Origin of the sequence: Micromonospora sp. NPDC048898 (assembly GCF_043198035.1) — a bacterium.
Lineage (GTDB): Bacteria > Actinomycetota > Actinomycetes > Mycobacteriales > Micromonosporaceae > Micromonospora.
Genome location: NZ_JBICUF010000013.1, coordinates 145,953 through 163,015, shown reverse-complemented (window position 1 = coordinate 163,015; position 17,063 = coordinate 145,953). Strand labels below are relative to the sequence as shown.

Genomic DNA, 17,063 nt, shown 5'->3' with positions numbered 1-17,063 from the left:
TCCGCCGCGCTGCTCGCCTCGGGATCCCCAGCCCGGAGGGTCCACGCTGACCATGCCGGAGGATCGGCTGCGGGTGTCCGTCCTGGGACCGGTCCGGGCCTGGCACGGTGATCGGGAGTTGTCGCTGGGCGCCGCCCGGCAGCGAGTGATCTTCGCGCTGCTCGCCGCGGCCGGGGGACGCGACGTCGGGCGCGACGAGCTGATCGCGGGGGTGTGGGGCGCGTCGCCGCCGGCCACCGCGGCGGGCAGTGTCTACACCTACGTCTCCGGGCTACGTCGCAGCCTCGGACCTGGCTCGTTGACCTCTGGCAAGGGCGGTTACGCCCTCCGCCTGCGCCCCGACGACCTGGACGTCACGCGGTTCGAGACGTTCGACGCCGAGGCGGAGCGACTGTACGCGGCCGGCGATCGTGCGGCAGCGGTCACCCGGCTCGACGAGGCGTTACGGCTGTGGCACGGCGAGGCGTACGCCGGTGTCGCCGGTGATCGTCTGGAGGCGGAGCGGGTCCGGCTCGGCGAGCAGCGTCTCCGCGCCGCCGAGCGGCGTGCCCGGATCCTCGTCGAGCTGGGCGACGACACGGTGGTGGCCGAGCTCGTCGTGCTGGTCCGCGACCATCCCCTGCGCGAGTCCCTGCACGAGGTGCTGATGCTCGCCCTGCACCGGGGTGGCCGGCGGGCCGAGGCGTTGGCGGCGTACCGGGCGGCCCGGGATGCTCTTCGCGCCGAGTTGGGGGTCGAGCCGGGGGCCGCCCTCACCCGGCTGCACGAGATCGTCTCCGCCGGCCCGTCCGATTCGCGGTCGGCTTCGGACGTTCCGGCAGTTGCCGGGAGCGCACGGCGGCCGGCGCTCGGCGGGTCGGATGCGACGGTTCTGCCGGGCCGCGACGCGGAACTGCGGCTGCTGCGGGACCTGGTGGGGACGCTCGCCGCCGGTCAGGGCGCCGTCGTCTGGGTGGAGGGCGAATCCGGCATCGGCAAGACCACCCTGCTTCGCGCCGCGTTCGACGACGCGGTCGCCCGGGGCTGCCGAGTCGCGTGGGGTCGTGTCGAGGAGCCGGACCACCACGCCCCAATCTCGACGGTGCTCCGGGCGATGGGGCTGGCGACCGATCGTGCCGCAGGTCGACCGCCCACCGGGGGGCTGCCCACGGACCTGCCGACCGGGCAGCCCGGCGGTGTCGCCGCAGGCGACGGTCCCGAGCTGACCGAACGCGTGCTGACCGAGGTGCGCGCCGCCTGCGCCACCGCGCCCCTGCTGCTGGTCCTCGACGGTCTGCACCACGCCGACCCTCCCGACGTCACGCCGTTCTGGGAGCGACTGGCCGCCCTCGCCCGCCGGCTGCCGTTGCTGGTGGTGGCCGCCGCCCGACTGGAGCCGGGCACCCGGGAGCTGGCCCGGCTGCGCCGCGCCGTCGAGGCCCGGCAGGGTCACCTGCTCCACCTGGACGCCCTGCCCGCGACCGCGATCGAACGGGTGGTGACCGACCTGGTGGGCTCGCCCCCGGGGCCGAACCTGGCCGAGGTCGTGACCATCTCGGCGGGCAATCCCCGCTACGCCCACGAGCTGACCACGGCCCTGCTGCGACGGGGCGCGGTGCGGGTGGCCGACGGTGTGGCGGAGATTGCTCCGGACACCCCGATCGAGGCCCCGCGTCCGCTGCTCGCGATGATCCGCGCCACGATGGACAGCCTCACGGCCGACACCCAGGAGGTGCTCCGGACGGCTGCGTTGCTGGGTGACCGCTTCTCGGTCGACGACGTCGGCGCGGTGGCCGGGCGCCCCGCCGCCGATCTGGTGCCCGCTCTGGAGGAGGCGCTCACCGCGAAGGTCGTCGTGGACGCCCGCACCGACCTGGCCTTCCGACACCGGTTCCTGCGACAGACGCTGTACGAGAGCATCCCCGCCCCGGCCCGGTCGGCCCTGCACCGGCACACCGCCGAGGTGCTGGCGAACGGCGGCAGCCCGGTGGGTCGAGTGGCCGAGCAACTGGCCGCGGTGACCACGACGATGGACGCCTGGGTGGTGTCCTGGCTCGTCGCCGAGCACGTCGAGCTGGCACGGCGGGCGCCGCAGCTGGCCAGCGAGTTGCTCCGCCGGGCGCTCGGCACCGACCTGCCCGATCCGCACCAGCGGGAGCGTCTGCTGGTCGCCCTGGTGCGGCTCGAATTCCGCCATGAGCGTCCGGCCCGCGACGAGGCGCGGGAGGCCGTTCGACTCGCCGAGGACCCGGCCGATCGGGCCGAGATGCGTCACCTCCTCGCCACCATGACCCGCCGCGGTGGTGACCTCGCGGCGGCGCTCGACATCGTCGAGGAGGCGCTCGCCGACCCCGCCGTACCCGCGCTCTGGCACACCCGGCACCGGATGTTGCGGGCCACCTTCCAGCGGGGCCCGCTCGACGACCTCGACCGGGCGGACCGGACGGCGGCGGCGCTGCACCGCGCCGCGCTCGCCGCGAACCAGCCGTACGACGCGGCGTCCGCCCTCCAGACCACCTGGTGGACCAACACCAACCGGCGCGACCACGAGCGGGCGCTGGAGTACGTCGACCGCGCGCTGGACATCATGCGGGACCACCCGGCCTTCTTCGGCCTGTACCTGGATCTGTTGGACAACCGGACGTCGACGCTGCAGAACCTCGACCGGCTGGAGGAGGCGGAGCGGACGCTGCGTGAGGCCGCGCTCCTCGCGGTGCGTCACCGGCTACCGTCCGGGTTGCACGGTGCCGCGGCGGTGCAGCGCTACTGGTCGGGCCGTTGGGACGACGTGCTCTCCGCGGTCAGCGCGGTCAGCGACGACCCACTCGGGTCCACACTGCTGGGCGCCCGGGAGCCGAGTGCGGTCGCCATGCTGCTGCACGGCGTGGCCGCGCTCGTCGCCGCCCGCCGCAACGACACGGTGTTGGCCAGCGGGCACCTGAACTCGACCGAGTTGACGCCGGCCACCGAGGCCGAGCGCGAGTGCTCCGACTTCCTGCTGGTCGCCCGCGCGCTCGTCGCCGAGCAGCAGGGTCGCCCGGAGCAGGCCCTGGACATCCTCGACCCACTACTGGCACCGGCGTACGCCCCGCTGCTGATGCGCCACCAGTGGCTGCCCCATGTCGTCCGGCTCGCGCTGGAGCTGGACCGACGTGATGTCGCCGAGCGGGCGGCGGCCGTCGGTGCCGACGAGGCGGCCAAGGAGGTCCGGCCGGCGCGGGCACGCCCGGTGGCGCAACGGTGCTGGGCGCTGCTCACCGGTGATCCGGAGCCCGCGTTGGCCGCGGCGGCGCACTACCGCGCGGTCGGCCGGGTGGTGGAACTGGCCGCCGCGCTGGAGGAGGCGGCGGTGCTGCTGGCGGCCGGTCGGCACCCGCACGCGGCGACGCGGGTCGGCACCGAGGCGGCGAACCTCTACGCCACGTTCGGCGCCCGATGGGACCTGCGCCGCACCCATCGCCACCTCGGCGAGTACGGCGTGGCCCTGGACCCTGACCGGTTGCCCGAGGGTGAAGGGGTTCAGCGCACCTCGATCTCGTGCAGGGAATATCCGTAGTTGCCGCCCCGCTGGGTGCCGTACATCCGGACATAGCGCCCGGCCGCGCCGTCGACGGGAATCCGCTCGACCCCACCCTGGCTCGCCGAGGTGCTGTGCACCGTCGTCCACCGCCGGCCATCCGGGGAGAGCTCCAACCGGTAGCCGGCGGCGTGGGCGGACTCCCAGCGCAGCACCACCTCGTTGACCTGCCACAGCGCACCGAGGTCCACGGTCAGCCACTGGGGGTCGCTGAACTGGCTGCCCCATCGGGTGACGGGGTCACCGTCAACGGCTTTCGCCGCAGCCCAGGAGGGGCCCTCTGCGCTGGAGGCGGTCACGGATTGGCCGAGGGCCAGGTTACGGCCGGAGGTGTTCGCGGAGCCCCGCGTGGCGGGCCTGACCGGGGAGGTGGTTGCCCGGCCGGCAGGTGTCTTGCCGAGGGTCGTCGCATCGCGCCCGCGAGTCGGGGTGGGCGCGGTGGGGGAATCGGTCGCCGCGGAGAGGCGTGGTGTCGGCGGTGGCACCGCGCCCGTGGGCGGCGACGGTGACGGCGACTCGAACGATGACGGGGCACGTTCGTCCCGGGGGATGTCGGTGGTGCTGGCCTTCTGGTAGGCGATGGTCGCCCCGACCACCACCGGCAGCGCGACCAGTGCGCTCAGCGCCATCCGCCGGCGGCGGGCCGACCGGGAACGGACCGGCCGTTCGGGGACCACCGCCGGTGGTGGTGGTGCGACCTTCGGCGCCAGGGCCTCGACCTGGTCACCCAGGAGGATCGCGGACAGCTCCGGGGCGGTGGGCCGGTCGGCCGGATCTTTCGCCAGGGCCGCGCGCACCACCTCAAGAAGGGACTCCGGCAGCCCGTCGAGGTCCGGCGGTTGGGTGAGGATGCGCCCGGCGACGGCAGACGGCGAGTCGCCGTGGAACGGCGTTCGACCCGTGCCGGCAAAGGTGATCACGCAGCCCCAGGCGAACACGTCGGCCGCGGCCGTGACCGGGTTCTCCGACTCGCCGGAGAACCGCTCCGGAGCCATGTAGGCCACCGTGCCGACCATCGCGTCGGTCCGGGTGTGCGCGCTGGTGACCTCGAACGGTCGCGCGATGCCGAAGTCGATCACCTTGGGGCTGCCCGGAGGCAACAGGACATTGTCCGGCTTGAGGTCGCGGTGGATGATGCCGGCGCGGTGGATGCCGGTCAGCGCGCTGGCGACACCGACGGCGAGCGAGTGCAGCCCCCCACCACGCAGCGGACCACGTTCGGCCACCACCTCGTCCAGGCTGGGGCCGTCGATGTACTCGATGACCAGGTAGGGCGGATCATGGTCGATGTCGGCGTGGAGGAACTCGGCAGTGCAGAACGGCGGGACCCGCCGGATGCGGTCGACCTCGCCACGGAAGCGACGAGCGAACTCGGCATCCGTCGCGAGGTCCGGATGGATGAGCTTGATCGCGACAAAGGTGCCGTCGTCACTCTCGCCGAGGTAGACCACGCCCATGCCGCCCCGGCCGAGCCGACCGACGAGCAGGTAGTCACCCATCCGCTCGGGGTCGGTCGGGCGCAGTGGGCTCACCCGGTACGCGGTGTCGATCATGTCTCCTTCTCGGACGGAACTGGACGAGCCGCGCCGCTGCCTGACCAGTTCGAGATCGATCAAAGCATCGATCGTCCAGCAGGCGACGCCCGCCCCGCATCGGTAGAATTTACCTAGCCGGGCCGGGCGATCCGATGGGTGAGCCGAACCGGTTCGCGGCTTCCACCGGCAGCCGACCCGTCAGCGCCTCGGCCGTCGCGGTGCCGCGTGCGAAGTCGATGTCCGCGTACTACCGAACGGGTCCGACCGCGCCGGCTCGAACGCCAGGGGTAGGTCCTCCTCCATGGCGTACCGGTTGAGCCAGCGTTCGATCGGCTCGCTCGACGGTGCCACCCACGGCTCCGCGCCGGTCTTCGGCACCACCAGCGGCCCGGTGGCGAGGCTGGCCATGATGTCGCCGGTTTTGATGGCACGGGCGGTGTTGAAGGGGAACAGCCAGCACCACCCGCGTTCGGTGGCTGACTCCGGCAGCAGCGCCAGCGGCTCGTCCGGTCGATTCTGTTCGAGGCGCCGGAGCGCCGCGTTTGCCCGGGCGAGTGCCCTGTCGGCGTTCATGGCTCGGTCCTTTCTGTCGTTTCTGGGCTGGAGCCTGCCCCGACCACCGCGGTGGTCGGGGCAGGCTCGCGATCAGTTGACGGGTACCCGGGCCTGCCGTGGCTGCGGCAGGAAACGGGCCGTCATCGGGTCGTAGTAGCGGGAGCCGTCGTAGTGCAGTCCGGTCTCGGCGTCGAGGTACCGGCTGCTCCGTCGCAGCGGGATGCCGTCCGGGCCGGTCGGCCGGCTGCCGTCGGTGCCGACGAGATGCACCGGGGTGCCGGCGTCGTCGGTCACCACGGCATGCGCCGTCCCGTCGCTGACCTGTGCGACCGGGTACGTTCCGGTCGGGTGGTACTCCCACGCCGTCGTGGTGACCCTGCCGTCGCCGTCGCGGTGGTGCTCTTCGACGAGCAGGTCACCGGACCACACGAACGTGGTCTCCTCGATCACCACGCCCTTCTCGTCCGCACGCTGCTTGGCGATCCGCCGATCGAACGCGTCGTAGCGGTATCGCCACCGGTCGTCGCCCGGCGTGGTGACCGTTGCCAGCCGATTCTGGTGGTCCCAGGTGAAGTGCCAGTCGCCTGACGCACCCGAGCGGCTGGTTGCCCGGCCCAGCTGGTCCAGCGTGTACCCGATCTCGCCCGGCTCACCCGGATGCTGGTCCGGCCCCGCGCCGGGGACGGTGGGCGGCTCGATCGTCGGCCCCGCGTCCCAACCGCGGCTGACCTCGCGCCCACCCTCGTAGGCGAACCGGAGCTGCTGCCCGCCAGCCACCAGGATCATCGGTCGTCCGGACTCGTCGTACGACCACTGGGTCACCGCGCCGGAGGGTCGGGTCCGCGCCGTGACCGTTCCGAACCGCTCGCTGTAAGAGACGACGACAGCGTGGCCGTTCACCGCCTCGGTGGTGACCCGGCCGAAGGCGTCCCGCGTCAACTCGATCGTCGAGTCGGCGTCTTCGGCCGCGACGACGCGACCGGCAGCGTCGTACACCAACCGGGTCACGGCCGTGCCGGTGCGGCGCTCCACCACCCTGCCGAGCAGGTCGTGGCTGAAGTGGGTGACGGTGCCGGCCGTGTCGGTCTGCTCGACGAGCTGCCCCGCGGCGTCGTACGCGTACCGCTGGGTGCGACCCTCGAAGTCGGTCTCCTCGGTCACCCGGCCGTTCGGATCGTACGTGTACTGCCACCTCCGGCCCGCCGGGTCGGTGATGGTGGTCAGCCGCAGCTCGGTGTCGTAGCCGTACTCGGTGCGGTTGACCGCGTCGTCGATCCGGGCCGTCACCAGGTCGAACGCGCCATACTCGAAGCGAGTGCGGCGGCCCGCCGCGTCGACGGACTCGACCAGGTTGCCCTCGCCGTCGTACCCGAACTCCTCGACGGTGCCGTCCGGGTTCTCCCGCCAGGCCAGTTCGCCCTCGATCGTCCAGCCGACCTGGGTGGTGCCGTGATCGTCGTCGATGGCGGCGACGCGGCCGAGACTGTCGTACTCGAAACTGGTCTGGCTGCTTCCCGTCATCATCGCGGTGACCTGCCGCGCCGCGTCCCGGACGATGGCCGTCGGCCCGGCCTGGGTGACAGTGCCAGGCCCGTCGTCGACCGGCCGGTCGAAGCGCACCACCTCGCCGGCGGCGTCGGTCTCGGCGAGCACCCGACCGTCGTCGTCGAAGGCCCGCTGGCGCGTGCCGCCATCGAAGTCCGTCCAGGACAGGGCCCGACCGAGCTCGTCGTAGGCGATCGTGGACCGGCTGCCGTCCGCCCGGGTGACAGTTGCCAACCGGCCGTCGGCGTCGTACTCGAAGGTGGTCGTGCGTCCCAGGGCGTCGGTCCGCGACCGGAGCCGGTTAGCGCCGTCCCACTCGGTCCGGGTCGTCCCACCGAGCGGGTCGGTCACGGCGACGACCTGGAAGCGGTCGTTCAGCTCGTACCGGCGCACGTTGCCGAGCGAGTCGGTGACGAGCGTCAGGCTGTCCGAGTACGTGAACCGGTACCGCAGGTGGCCGCCCCTGCCGTCGGTGCTGACGCATCGACCGGAATCGTCGTAGCGGTAGGTGTACCACTCGCCGTTGCGGTCGTCCCAGCGCACGATCCGCGCGTCGGCGTAACCGAAGCGGGTGGCCGCGCCCGAGCTGTTGACCACCTCGACGAGGTTGCGCTCCTGGTCGTAGCCGAAGCGGTAAGCGGTCTGCGGCACGCCGGACCGGTTCGGCAGCCACAGCACCGTGAGCAGGCCGGCGGAGGAGCTGAAGCCGATCCGGGCGCCGGCCGTGGAGCGCAGTTCGGTGGGCGTGCCTGCCTCGTCCCGCTCGATCGACCAGCGCAGATCGCCCTCGATCACGTCGCTGAGCAGCGATTCCGGGCCACTCCCGCTGGTGAACACGAGGGTGCGTCCGGATGTTGGTTCGGTCAGTAGCCAGCCTCCGCCGGTGAGGCGGCGCAGTGGCAGGGTTCGGCCGAGTTGTGGTTGGGCTTCCTCGCCTTCGGCGGGGAGGGGGTAGGTGAGGATGGAGCCGTCGGCGGCGAGGTAGCGGACGTGGTGGTGGTCGATGATGAGGCGTTGGTCGAGTGTGCTGGCCCAGGAGGGGCCGAAGGAGCGGCCCCATTGGTAGTCGGAGCGGTGGGTGCGGGTCAGGGTGAGGCCGGGTAGTACGGCGTCGGTCTCGGTCAGGATCATGCGGCCGGTGGTGACGTCGATGGGGTCGCCGGCGGTCGGTGTCTCCTCGGTGCTCTTGGCCACCGTCGCCGGCGGCACGTCGGTGAGAGAAGCCGGGGCCGCGGCGTCGGTGCCGCCCGCCGGCTCCGTCGTCTCGATCAGGACGACCGAACCCTCCGGGCCGATCGTGGCAACGGCGCCGAGGCCCCCGAGCTGGCCGTCGATGAAGACCACCGGGCCCGACGGGTACCTGATCACGTTGACCACGTGCACGGAAGCGCCGGCCGGCCCGGGACGGAAGGCGACGATGCCCAGGCTCCTGCTACCCCTCGGCAGGTCGCCGAGCGCGTCCATCAGGCCCTGCACACTGCCGACCTCCCTGACGGCGCCGCCCGGATGTGCCGTGCGCACGCCGTCCAGGGTGGTCGGCACCGACGTCGGCGGTAGGTCGAGGACCCGCCCGGACCGTTGGTACTCGTCGATCATCAGGGCGGATTCGATGCCGGTGCGGCCGCTGCCGCCGGCGCCGATCTCGTTGACCCAGCCGAGGCTCCGGTTGCCGAAGTTCTCCAGGTCCGTGGTGGTGTTCGCGGTCGTGCTGTGCACGTTGTTCGCGAGCACCGGAAGGTGCGTGCCGTTGGTCAACGGCACACTGCGGAGCAGGTCGTTGGGGACAGTGCCGTCGGTGGCGACCACCGTTGTGGGTTGCCGGCGGGGGAGGTAGTCCGAGTCGTCGAGCGTCCTCTCGATCGCCGGCAGCGGGTTGTTCGAGTCGAGACCGTCCAGCCGGTCGTGGGTCTGCTCGTACAGGTTGACGACTGGTTGCAGGTCGGCCTGGTCGCGGGAATCCAATGCCGAGACGAAGCTGTCCCAGAGCGCGGTGGCGGTGGCGTGGTCGGGGTGGGACTCGTGCTGGCCCAGGAAGTCGCGGACGGCGTCGGTGCGCGCGTCGGCCAGGGCGGAGAGGTCGTCGAGGATGCGCTGCCGCCCGTCGACGCCGAGGTTGGGATCGAGCACCCGCGGCGCGGGCTGGGTCGGGTCGGCCGCGGTGCCGTCGACAAAGGCCATGCCGACGTAGGGGTCGTACGATCCGCTGCCGTAGGGGGCGGAGCTTCCGCCGTAGTGGGACGACGATCCGCCGGGATAATCGCTGTACGAGACCGGGCCGTAGCTGGTTTCTGCGTAGGGGTAGTAGCCCGACTGCCCACCGCCGGGGCCGCTGTTTCCACCATATGGCGGCTGGCTGCTCTCGGGCGCGGGAGTGTTGTCGAGATGCCGCTGGATGCGACTCACGAGTTCGTTCGCGGCCTCGGTTCGATCCTTCGTGTTGTGGTGGTACGTCCTGGCGTTGCGTCGGGCGGGATCGTTCTGTGCGAAAGCGGCCTGGGCGGCTTCCCGCAGCTCGCCCGCGTAGGATTCGTTCGTTTCCGCCCGAGCGGCCACGGTCTGCGCCCGATCGAGCAGGCCCGTCAGCGCGGTTGGCACCCGGCCCGGCGAGCGATCTCGCCGAAGGTCGTCTTTTATCTGGCGAATAGCATCGCGGATCTGCCCGTCCTCGGTGCGGATTGCCTGAATGATCTGGTGCGCCACGGCCGAGGTGAGCGGGGGCGGCGCGGCGTTGGATCGCACCATGGCCGACAGATCGTCGGACTGGCGATCGATGCCGTCCAGGTCGGAGTTCTTGTCAGCCAGGTAGCGGAACTCCCCGCCCACGATGCCCGGAGGATCGATGCCGTCTGTCGTGGGGTTGATGCCCAGTTGTTGATAAAGACCGAAGAACGGCACGTCGGTGCCGTCTGGATAGCGATGCCCGTGGAGAAGGTTGTTCGCCGCGTCCCTGAAGTGGTGGCTGCTGAAGTAGTCGACGTGGTTCGTCTCGAAATTGACGAGATGTTGCTGGATGGCGTACTGGTGTCCCTGGTCGAAGCCCTCCAGGTGTCGATGCATGAGCTGCTTGATGTGGTCGGCTCGGTCCGCCACATAGGTCGCGACCACCTGCGGCAGAGCGTCCCGCATGTCCCGGAGCTCCTTGCGGGGTGCCAGCAGAAGGAAGTGCTTGCGCAGTACCCGGCTGCCGGTGTTCGTCCCCTCGAGGGTAGCCACGAGTTCCGCCGCGATAGCAGGAAACGCGATGGCGAGATGCCCCTCCAGGCGCCTTTCGTGCCAGGGCAGGGCCCGACCCCCGGTGTGCTGGCGGAAATCAGCGACGACCTCTTTCCCGAGGGCGAGACCACTCTCGACGAGTCGTCGGGGGGTCTGGTTTGCCGTAGGGGGGTAGTGGGTGGCGGCGTACCTGAGGAAAATTGGCAGGGAGTGGTTGTGCATGCCCACCGTCCACTGGGTGTACGGGGCGGTGAATTGGCCGCCCAGGACACCGACGGCATCGCCCGCCGAGACACCTCCAAGGGTCACGTACTGCATCCCCGGCACGTCCCTGAGCGTGTCTCGGAGCGAGTAGTGCCGCCCTTCCGGAACGGTGAGGATCGCGTTGATCGCCGCGTTTCGTGCCTCGCGGACGGCGTTGGGATCTGCGGCGCTTTCTTCCCACTGCTCCACCCGGCTCGGCCCGGAGACCACCTCGACGATCATGACGATGCCAGTTTGATTGCCGAGGGTGCGTTGCTGACTGTCGATCTTGAAGACCAGCCCGGGCGCCCGCGCGATGGCCTCTCCCAGATGAAGGGGGAACTGCGGGTTCAGCGCGCCGATCTGGACGCCGACCTCCGTCTCGGTGGCTATCCGCCAGTGGGTGTCGGCGGCGGCGATGTCGGCGGCGGAGGGGACCGGACCACCAGGCATGTGGGTCTGGTCGTGGAAGACCTCCGTGACCCGTCCGTCCGGCTCGGCGGTGTAGGTGACCCAGGCATCGTCGGAGAAGACGTGCCCTCTGCCCGTGGTGAAAACGGTCGTCCGGGCCGCCGTGACCGGAACGCTCGGCAGTCGCTTCGCCAGGTTGACGGCGAAGAGTGGACCCGCGTCGCAGGCGACGACGGTGATCGGCCGGTTGTTCCAGCCGGGGTCGTTCTCGATCAGACCACCGATGACGTCCGGATCGTAGGCGTGGCCGCCGGCGACGATCTCGCCGTCGACACCCTCCACCGCCAGCTTGTAGTCGGGGCCGACCGGGAGGGAATCGGCGTGGGTCTGGTGAACCACGTCGGTCTCGTGCAGCATGCGCAGACCGGCCGGCGTGAACACCGGCTGGATCGGCCCGAACCGGGTCGTGCCGGAATCCGCCACCACCCGGCCCCTGCGCCGTGCGGTCGAGGGCGCGTCACGGTTACTGTCGCTCCCCGGCCGGGAACCCGGCTCGGGCAGCGATGGCAACCGGTCCCGGACGTCCTCGACACTGGCGCTGCGTGACAGGGGCGTCGCCCCGACCTCGGAGTGCCACAGGTCGGAGTGCGCGACCGTACCGTCGAGATCGGGGGCCAGCAGAGATGCCGCCGGTGCTGCGCCGTGCAGCGCCTCGGGCGAGGGTGGGGCCGCGCGGGCCGGCAGCTGACTGGGCTCACCACTGCGGGCTGGGGTACCCGCCGCGGTGCTGTCGGCGAGCGGATCCAGTCCTGGCTGGGCGACCTTGCAGCTCGTCAGACCAAGCGGGTCCGCGACGGTCAGCGGGTCCGTGACGTACGCCGTCGGGTTCGACCCGCCGGCCAGGCCGAGCGGGTCCGGGCTCAGGTAGCGGGCCGTCGCCGGATCGTAGAACCGGAACCGGTTGTAGTGCAGACCGGTCTCGGCATCGAAGTACTGCCCGGGGAAGCGCAGCGGGGTGGCTGACGGTCCGTGGCTCCGACCCCACAGGTCACTGCGCGCCCACCAGCGCAGCGTGCCGCTGGGCTCGACGAGGTGCGTCGGTGTGCCGACGAGGTCGGTGACGACGGTGCGCAGTTGGTCGTCGGTCTGGGCCACCGGCGTCGAACCGCCCGGCCGGTACTCCCAGGACATGATGGCGATGGTGTCGCTCGCATCCTGATGGCTCTGCTCCACCATCAGATCACCGGACCAGGCGAACCGCACCTGCTCGACCACGCTGTCGTCGGCGGCGAGGCGCTGCTTGGCGATCCGGCGGCCGAAGCCGTCGTAGCGATACCGCCAGCGGTCTCCACCCGGCGTGACCACCCGCACGATCCGGTCCTCGGCGTCCCAGGTGAAGCGCCAGACGCCGGCCGCGTCCGAGCGGCTGACCAGCCGGCCGTTCTCGTCGTACTCGAATGTGGCGTCGTCCGATCGCACGAGCATGGTGCCGTCGAACTCCCACCGGCCGATTCCGGTACCGGTCAGACTGCCGAGTGCGTCGTACTCGTACCGCTCACGCTCGGTCCTGTCGGCGACCACGCTCCGGATCCGGCCGACCCCGTCGGCCTCGAAGGACCGCTCTCCGTCGAGGGTGTCGACGATCGCTGTCACCCGACCGGTGGCGTCGTAGCTGAAGTCACGTTCGGTGGCGCCGGCGATCTGCTGGACCGTGAGCCGCCCGGCGGCGTCGAAGGTCTGTCGCAGCGCCACCACGTCGTCGACCGTCCGGTTGATCTCCCGCCCGTGGGCGTCATGCGCGAAGCGCACCAGGTGGCCGCCAACGCTCAGGCTCGCCGGCCGGCCGCCGTCGTCATAGGTCCACCGGCTCGACCGACCCGACGGTGTGGTGCGCGTCTGCACCGTGTCCAGTTCCGCGTGGTACGAGGTGCGTACGGTCTGGTCGTTGATCGTCTCGGCGACCACCCGGCCCCGGGCGTCGCGCTCGAAGCGGACCACCGAGTCGGGGTTGACCACGGCGACGATCTGGCCCCGCCCGTCGTACTCGAATCGCGTCACGACCTCGCCCGCGCGCCGTTCGATCACCCGTCCCCACTGGTTGTAGCGGTAGTGGGTGGTCTCGTCGGCGGAGTTGGTGTGCGCGATCAACTGTCCGGCGGCGTCGCGCGTGTATCGCTGGGTGCGACCGTCGAAGTCGGTCTCCTCGCTGAGCCGGCCGGCGGCGTCGTAGGTGTAGCGCCAGACCTGCCCGGCCGGGTTCGCGACGGCGATCAGCCGAAGCTCGGTGTCGTAGGTGTACTCCATGCGGTTGCCCGCCTCGTCGATCCGTGCGGTCGGCAGGTCGAACGGCCCGTACTCGACCCGCACCACCCGACCTGCTCCGTCGATGCTCTCCACTAGGTTCCCTTCGCCGTCGTAGCGCCATTCCTGTCGGGAGCCGTCCGGGCCGACGCGCGAGGCGAGGTCGCCCTCGGGCGTCCAACCGAGTTCCGTGCTGCCCTCGTCGGTACCGATGACGACGATCCGACCGAGGTCGTCGTACGTGTAGTGGGTCTCGGCCCCACTCGTTGCCACCGAGGTGGCCTCGGTGAGCGCCCGCCCATCGGCGTCGTCCTCGTAGCGGGTCGTGCGGCCCAGTGGGTCGGTCCGGGACAACAGCCGGTACCCGTCGTCCCACTCGTGCCGGGTGGTCGCGCCGAGGCTGTCGGTCTCCGCCACCACCTGGAACCGGTCGTTGAGTTCATAGCTGCGCACGTTGCCGAGCGAGTCGGTGACGACCGTCAGACCATCCGAGTACGCGAACCGGTACCGCAGGTAGCCGCCCTTGCCATCGGTGCTGACGCATCGACCGGATTCGTCGTAGCGGTAGGTGTACCACTCGCCGTTGCGGTCCTCCCAGCGCACGATCCGCCCGCTCGTGTAGTCAAAGCGTTCGGCGTCGCCAGAGCTGTTCACCACCTCGACGAGGTTGCGCTCGCCGTCGTAGCCGAACCGGTACGCCGGCTGCGTGGCACCGGACGGGGTGGGCAGCCACAGCACCGTGAGCAGGCCGGCGGAGGAGCTGAAGCCGATCCGGGCGCCGGTCGAGGAGCGCAGTTCGGTGGGCGTGCCGGCGCTGTCCCGCAGGATCGACCAGCGGTTGTCGCCTACGGCCACGTCGCTGAGCAGCGATTCCGGGCCGTTTCCGTTGGTGAACACGAGGGTGCGTCCGGATGTTGGTTCGGTCAGTAGCCAGCCTCCGCCGGTGAGGCGGCGCAGTGGCAGGGTTCGGCCGAGTTGTGGTTGGGCTTCCTCGCCTTCGGCGGGGAGGGGGTAGGTGAGGATGGAGCCGTCGGCGGCGAGGTAGCGGACGTGGTGGTGGTCGATGATGAGGCGTTGGTCGAGTGTGCTGGCCCAGGAGGGGCCGAAGGAGCGGCCCCATCGGTAGTCGGAGCGGTGGGTGCGGGTGAGGGTGAGGCCGGGTAGTACGGCGTCGGTCTCGGTCAGGATCATGCGGCCGGTGGTGACGTCGATGGGGTCGCCGGCGGTCGGTGTCTCCTCGGTGCTCTTGGCCACCGTCGCCGGCGCTACCTCGGCCAGTCCGCCCGGGTCCCCGGCCCGCTTCTGCACGACGTCGACAGTCGTTGTCGCCTTCGGCCCCCGGTCCCGAAGGCTGCTGATCTCGTCCTGGGAGGCCCGACGCGTCTCCGACGACGCGGAGCGCCTCGTCGCGGTGTCGTCGATGTGGCGTGCGCCAGTCGGAGCCCGCGCGTGCCCGCGGTCGTCGTCCTCGTCGTGCGGCGCCGGGTTCCTGGAAGCTGGCCCTTCGACAGTGGTCGTCACCGGTCGAGGCGTCACCGGTCGCTCCACCTCTCGCGGTGCGGGAGAGGCCGAGCGGATCCCGGTCGGGGAGCGGCGACCCGGGGAAGCGTTCGTACCAGGAGCGCTCTGACCCTGTTCCTTCGGCACGGGGATCGGCGAGCCGTAGGGGGGCGGCGAAGGGGTGAGATCGACGTATCGCGGTGGGGCCGACCCGGGTACCGGGCCGACGGCGGCCCCGTAGGACGGGGGGTCCGATGGTGTTGACGCCGTGCGGTCGATCGGGCCGGTCGTCGATCCGGTCCTCGCCTCCGACGTGGTCGGCGGCGGGGAACTGGCAGCGCCGGGCGTGGTGGGCGAGCCGGTCGGCGGTGTGATCGCCGGACTGGTGGTCGCGGTGGAGGGCTGCGCGGTCGTGGTCGCACTGGCCGGGGTGGCGCCCGGTGGGGTAGCGCCCGGTGGGGCGGTGGCCTGCGGCAACGGGAAGGTCGCGAGTGGGGAGCCCGGCGGAGCCGCGGCTGTGGTCGGTGAGCCTGGCGGAACCGCGGCCTCCGGCGACGCCGGAGGCGCTGGTGGGGCGGTGGGGGTGGCGGTGCCGCCTGCGGCGGCAGGTGCGAGCTGGGCCGGCGAGGGCTGCCCCGGCGTGAGGGTACCCGGGGCATCGGACGGTGCACCCGTCTGGTCCGGCACCTGGCCGGCGGGCGTGCCGACCGCGTCGGGGGCCTGGCCGGCGGGCGTGCCCACCCGGCCGGGGTGTTGGTCGGACGGGTCGTGCGGCGCGTCCGGTGGGGCCGGCGGGTCTGGACGGCTCACCGGGGATGAACTCTCGCCGGGCATTGGGGTGACCCCGTCCGGCGGCCTGCTGGCGGTGCCGCCGGTGGGCGAGGGCTCGAGACCGGGCAGTCCCGGACCCGGGGCCGCGCTGGCCGGCGGCGTCTGGTCGGCACGCTGGGTGGGGGGCGCTGCGCTGGGTCCGGCACTCGGCGGATCACCGGACCACAGGGGTCCGGGGTGACCACCATCGATGGTGGCGCTCGGCGGCGCGGGCGCGGCGACGGAGGGCTGCGGAGCGGACGGGGCGACCGGTGGCGGTCCGCTCCCGTTCGGCGGAGCACTTCCGGATCCGGCATCCGGGGGTGACGTGTCGCCAGAACCCACCGGTCCGGCCCGCAGGTTCGTCGGATCGTCCAGTGGGGAACGGGTGCCGCCGTGCCCGTCGGTGCCGACAGGGCCGGTTGGCGGGGGAAGGGGCCCGCCACCCGCCGCCAGGTCCCGGGACGGGCCCGGGCCACCCAGACCGGACGCGTCGGGCCGGGCGGCCGGGCCGCCGCCGACGGCCGCGCCGGCGTCGTGGGCGTACCGGCTGGCGTAGGTGCCGACCGCGGCCGAGACGCCGGTGGCCAGGGCGTCGAAGCCGGTGATCGCGCCGATCATCGCCAGGTAGGCGAACTCGCCGAGCGTCTCACCCGCCGCGCTCAGCCCGGCTTGCCCGTGGGTGGTGCCGGAGAATCGGGGGAAGTACCGGCCGCCGATGATGTGGACACCGCCGGCGATGGTGCCGACGGCGGCCCCGGCGCCGACCGACTGCCAGAAGTCCGACGAGCTGAACCCGTCGTCCTTGTTGTCCTTGGCGATCACGATGGTCTGGGCGGCGACGTTCTCCGCGCCCTCCTCCACGCCCTCCTCGGCGCCCTGGACCGTCAACAGAACCATCAGTTCCTGGAGTCGGTTCTGCAATCGGTTGAGCAGCGTCTGGGTGATCTTCTGACCGATATTGATGTACGCGGGCACGAGCGCGACGCCGAAGCCGGAGGCCATCGCCGTCGCGATGTCCAGGACGATCATGAAGGCCGCGACGACGATCTGGGTCTGGGCGTAGTCGATCTGCTGGTTGGCCTGGTCAGCGACGTTGCCGGCGACGAGGGCCTGCCGGATCCCCCCGGGCAGCGGCCGGGTGATCTCGTACTGGAACTGGGCGAACGCGTCGGCGGCCGGACCATCGAGGTTGCCCTCCAGCCCCTGGCCGAGCGCCTGCGTCGCGGCGATACCGTTGTTCAGGTACGCGCCGAACCGCTCCAACTCGACGCTGAGCGCCTTGAGCTGCGACGGGTCACCCTTGGGGAACTTCTCGCCGACCGTGTAGAGGATCGCGTCGTACGCCCACTGCCAGGCGGGGTCGTTGGGTATGTGGAAGTCACCCATCGCGA

4 protein-coding genes are annotated in these 17,063 nt (G+C 71.6%); 1 reads left to right on the top strand and 3 read right to left on the bottom strand.

Annotation, left to right across the window (positions count from 1 at the left end; genetic code table 11):
- Nucleotides 1-52: 52 nt before the first annotated feature.
- Nucleotides 53-3,535, top strand: a complete 3,483-nt coding sequence (locus ACGFIQ_RS27385; protein WP_393248350.1) for a BTAD domain-containing putative transcriptional regulator — start codon at nt 53-55, stop codon at nt 3,533-3,535.
- On the opposite strand, the gene ACGFIQ_RS27380 is transcribed toward ACGFIQ_RS27385, so the two are convergent.
- The 3 genes from ACGFIQ_RS27380 to ACGFIQ_RS27370 form a co-directional block, all read right to left on the bottom strand.
- Nucleotides 3,499-5,109, bottom strand: coding sequence for a protein kinase (locus tag ACGFIQ_RS27380; protein ID WP_393248348.1), 1,611 nt, complete (start codon nt 5,107-5,109; stop codon nt 3,499-3,501). The two genes, ACGFIQ_RS27385 and ACGFIQ_RS27380, sit on opposite strands and share 37 nt — an antisense overlap.
- Before the next feature lie 180 nt (nt 5,110-5,289).
- Nucleotides 5,290-5,664, bottom strand: coding sequence for a YrhB domain-containing protein (locus tag ACGFIQ_RS27375; RefSeq protein WP_393248346.1), 375 nt, complete (start codon nt 5,662-5,664; stop codon nt 5,290-5,292).
- 72 nt (nt 5,665-5,736) lie between these two features.
- On the bottom strand, nt 5,737-17,058 hold the full coding sequence (locus ACGFIQ_RS27370) for a DUF6531 domain-containing protein (protein ID WP_393248344.1): 11,322 nt from the start codon (nt 17,056-17,058) through the stop codon (nt 5,737-5,739).
- Between the last annotated feature and the right edge of the window lie 5 nt (nt 17,059-17,063).